Raw genomic sequence first — 4,180 nt, 5'->3', positions numbered from 1 at the left:
ACGCACGACTGATGGTGTTAGCAGTCGTCAGCAATCGAATTAGTTACTGGCTACGCCAACGATATCGAAACCACCGCTTACTCTATCTCCCAATCTTCAAGTTGTAGATCGTCAACACGCTTGAATTCCCTAGTATTGTGGGTGACAAGAGTTAAGTTATGACTTAATGCGATCGAGGCTATTTGCAAATCATACGGGCCGATTGGAGTTCCCAATGCTTCTAATCGAGTGCGGACAGTCCCAAATATCATCGTTGCGGAATCATCAAATGGCAATGAGACAAATTGAGCTAGAAATTCCTGCTGTGCAGCCAGATTTCGCTCTGGTTTTGCACTTTTGAGCGCACCATAAAATAATTCAGATTTGACAATCGAGCAAACAGTAATATCTTGAATTTTCGTCGCTTCCAATTTCTGTTTTAAGGTTAAATTTTTACCTCGCAGGTAGATAATGCAGGTATTGGTGTCAAGTAAAAATTTCATAGGATCGGTTCGCGCTCCGATTGTTCGCCTTGGGGATGGCGGAGAAAGGTTTCATCATCGATGCAACCGTAAAATTTGGGAGCGGGATATGTAGCGTCTACGATCTGAACACTTGACTCGGTTGGGGTGTAGTTGGATCGTAAGAAGGCAATAAAGCTCATCACTTGTCGTTGCGCTTCTTGTGGTAGTGAGGAAAATTCATTTAACATTTCCTGGCTGGTCATAATAACACCTCTGGATAGTTATTTTAATTTTAATCGATAGTCTATTAATCGCACGGATTTTACCACAATCTACCTAAAGGCAGTGGCTCTAAGCCCACACGATCGGTTACATTAATCTATTAATTCCTCAAATCACTCTCGCAACATAGCTCGATCGAATGACATCCGAACCCTTGCCAGAATCAAATCCGAATCTCACAGCTAAATTCCCGATCGTCGGGATAGCAGCTTCGGCTGGGGGTTTAGAAGCTTTTACCCAGCTCCTGAGCCATTTGCCGATCGATACTGGGATGGCATTCGTCCTGATTCAACACTTGTCACCCGACAGGGAGAGTCTCTTAGCGGAGATTTTTACGAGGGCGACAAAAATGCTGGTGACTCAGGTACAGCAAGGGATGGTGGTAGAGCCGAATCGGGTGTATATAATTCCACCGAATACTCAGATGAAGCTATCTGAGGGCACGTTCCAGTTATCGCCCCGCGAGAAGGTTTTGGGTAAATATATGCCTGGAGATGTCTTCTTGATCTCGCTGGCAGCAGATCGTGGCAATCGGGCGATGGCGGTAGTACTATCGGGGGGTGATGGTGATGGTAGCTTAGGTTTGACGGCAATTAAGGAAGCAGGTGGTGTGACATTCGCTCAGTGTGAGGACTCGGCTAAGTTCGATAGTATGCCGACTTCGGCGATTGCCACTGGGAATGTGGATTTTGTGTTGCTGCCGGAGCAAATTGCCGTAGAATTAATTGATATCAGTCGCAATCCGCTCTCAAGCGATCCGCAACTATCGATCGCAGCGGACGAGCGAGAAGTACTCCCCCCACAAGCTGCTTTGACGACGATTTTCGCCCTGCTTAAAGCAAATACGGGTGTCGATTTTAGTTATTATAAACCTAAGACTCTCGATCGGCGGATTCAGCGGCGGATGTTGCTGCGTAAGCTCGAACGGTTGGACGATTATGTTGCGTATCTCGAAGCGCATCCGACTGAAGTTAAGGCACTGTACGAAGAAATCCTGATTCATGTGACTAGTTTTTTCCGCGATCCTCTGGCTTTTGAGCTGCTGAAAACCACAGTTTTTCCAACTATTACCCAAAATAAGTCGGCGGAGTTGCCAATTCGGATTTGGGTAGCGGGTTGTTCGACGGGGGAGGAAGTTTATTCGATCGCGATTTGTCTGTTAGAGTTCTTGTCAGAGCGCGATCTCCATTCCTCAATTCAGATTTTTGCCACAGATATTAGCGAACCCGCCATCGAAATAGCTAGGGCGGGGATTTATCCCGCAGCTCGGATGGTGGATGTTTCCGCAGAACGCTGTTGTCGCTTCTTTTATCCGATCGAGGGTGGATATCACATTAGTAAGGCAGTGCGCGAACTCTGTATATTTGCCCGCCAAGATTTGAGTAGCGATCCGCCGTTTTCTAATCTCGATCTGGTTAGTTGTCGGAATGTGATGATTTATCTCGGTGATGTGCTCCAGAAAAAGATTATACCGATTTTTCATTACAGTCTGAATGCTGCTGGCTTTCTCCTGCTTGGCACATCAGAAAGTATGGGAAAATATGGAGATCTGTTTAATGTTATTGATAAAAAACACCGAATTTACGCCAAGAATCCGACGATAACTCGGCCCCCATTATCATTTAGCCCTAGTAATTATCCAGCTAAAATGAGCTTCCAAAGTAAAGGCTTGGGCGATAAAAACTTTGGCGATCGCCAGTCGATAATTGCGGCACCAGAATTCGATCTTCAGGTGTATATCGATCGCTTAATCGTCGATCGATATACACCAATCGGGGTAGTAATCGATGACAGAATGCAAGTCTTGCAATTGCGGGGTGAGATCGATCGATATCTAAAGCTAGTGTCTGGAGTTGCCAATCTCGATTTATTTAACCTCGTGCGCGCAGGTTTTTCGCTCGAACTTCGATCGGCTATTTATCAAGCGCAACAACATCATCTCCCCGTCACGACTCAAGGACTGCAAGTCACAGATAGCGAACGGTTGAGTAGCTTTAATCTTCAGGTGATCCCATTTAAGCTACCTAACGTCGAGGAAAGCCACTTTTTGGTGCTATTTGAAGATGTCCCAATCAGTAATAGTGAGGATGCTGAGTCGATCCTGCCGCCCCAGGGCGATGTTGAGCGAGAAAATGTCCGCCTCAGGCAAGAACTCACCACTGCCCTGGAAGAACGCAGAGCAACTCAAGAATATTTACGGGCAATTATTCAAGAGCAGGAATATAGCAATCAAGATCTCAAAGTTGCTAATGAAGAAATCTTGTCGAGCAACGAAGAACTCCAAAGTACGAATGAGGAACTAGAAACCGCTAAAGAAGAGATTCAAGCAACTAATGAAGAACTCCATACCACTAATGAAGAACTCCGGTGCCGCAATACGGAAGTAGATCTAATCAATAACGATTTGACTAATTTGCTCTCTAGTATTAACATCCCCATTTTGATGTTAACTAACGACATGCAAATTCGCCGCTTCACGCCGATGGCGCAACGGTTATTTAATTTTGTGTTGACTGATACCGGAAGACCGTTGAGTGATATCACCACCAATCTAAATCTGCCCGATCTAGAGCCATTAATTGCGGAGGTACTAGAAACTCTCAACATCAAAGAACTCGAAGTCCAAACTCTCGCCGGAGCTTGGTATACTCTCCGCATCCGCCCCTATCGCACCACCGAAAATCGGATCGATGGCGTAACGATCGTCCTGCTCGACATTGATGCCCTCAAGCGCAGTGCTGCCAACATCGCCGCTGCCCGAAATTATGCCGAAGCGATCGTCGAAACCGTCCAGGTACCACTTCTAGTGATCGAATCAGATTTTCGGGTAAACACCGCCAATCGCTCGTTTTGCGAGACATTTGAGGTGTCCCAACTCGAAACCGCCCACTCGACAATTTTCGAGCTGGGGAATGGACAGTGGGATATTCCCGGTTTGCGATCGATCCTAGAGGAGATGTTTACCACCGAGCGGATTCTCTACAACTTTGAGGTCACACATTTATTCGATCGCATCGGTCAGAAAACCATGCTGCTCAATGCGGTCAAGATTAATACCGCTGAGGATACCAACCGGATTTTACTATCGATCGTCGATATTACTGCCCGCCAGCAGTATGAAACCGAACGATCGCATCTACTCGAACAGGAGCAATCAGCCCGTCAGTCAGCCGAGACTGCCAATAGTGCTAAAGACGATTTCCTCGCCAACCTCTCCCACGAGCTGCGAAACCCACTCACCGCGATCATCGGCTGGGCACAACTTCTCCGCGCTCACAAACTAGAACAGACGAGGATCGATCGGGGTTTGGATGTCATCTATCGCAGTGCCAAAGCGCAATCTCAACTAATTGAGGACATGCTCGATCTGTCCCGCATCGCTAACGGTAAATTGCAGCTCGATCCGCAACAGCTCGATTTAGTCTCAGTTGTGAACATGGCAATTGAATCCGTCC

3 protein-coding genes are annotated in these 4,180 nt (G+C 46.7%); 1 reads left to right on the top strand and 2 read right to left on the bottom strand.

Translation table 11 applies throughout. The features are described from left to right. Positions 1–77: 77 nt before the first annotated feature. Complete coding sequence (locus RMO79_RS16105; RefSeq protein WP_310484191.1) at positions 78–482, bottom strand: type II toxin-antitoxin system VapC family toxin; 405 nt, start codon at positions 480–482, stop codon at positions 78–80. Next, positions 479–706 carry a hypothetical protein gene (locus RMO79_RS16100; protein ID WP_310484190.1) on the bottom strand — a complete coding sequence of 76 codons (228 nt, stop codon included), beginning with the start codon at positions 704–706 and terminating at the stop codon, positions 479–481. Before RMO79_RS16100 ends, RMO79_RS16105 begins: the two co-directional genes overlap by 4 nt. 158 nt (positions 707–864) lie before the next feature. Between RMO79_RS16100 and RMO79_RS16095 the strand changes: the two genes are divergently transcribed. After that, positions 865–4,180, top strand: a 3,316-nt coding sequence (locus RMO79_RS16095; protein ID WP_310484189.1) for a chemotaxis protein CheB, incomplete at its 3' end; no start/stop codon positions are given.

This window comes from Chamaesiphon sp. VAR_48_metabat_403, from assembly GCF_031422475.1.
Lineage (GTDB): Bacteria > Cyanobacteriota > Cyanobacteriia > Cyanobacteriales > Chamaesiphonaceae > Chamaesiphon.
Note: the sequence above shows the minus strand (reverse complement) of the source record. Positions and strands in the feature narration are given on the sequence as shown.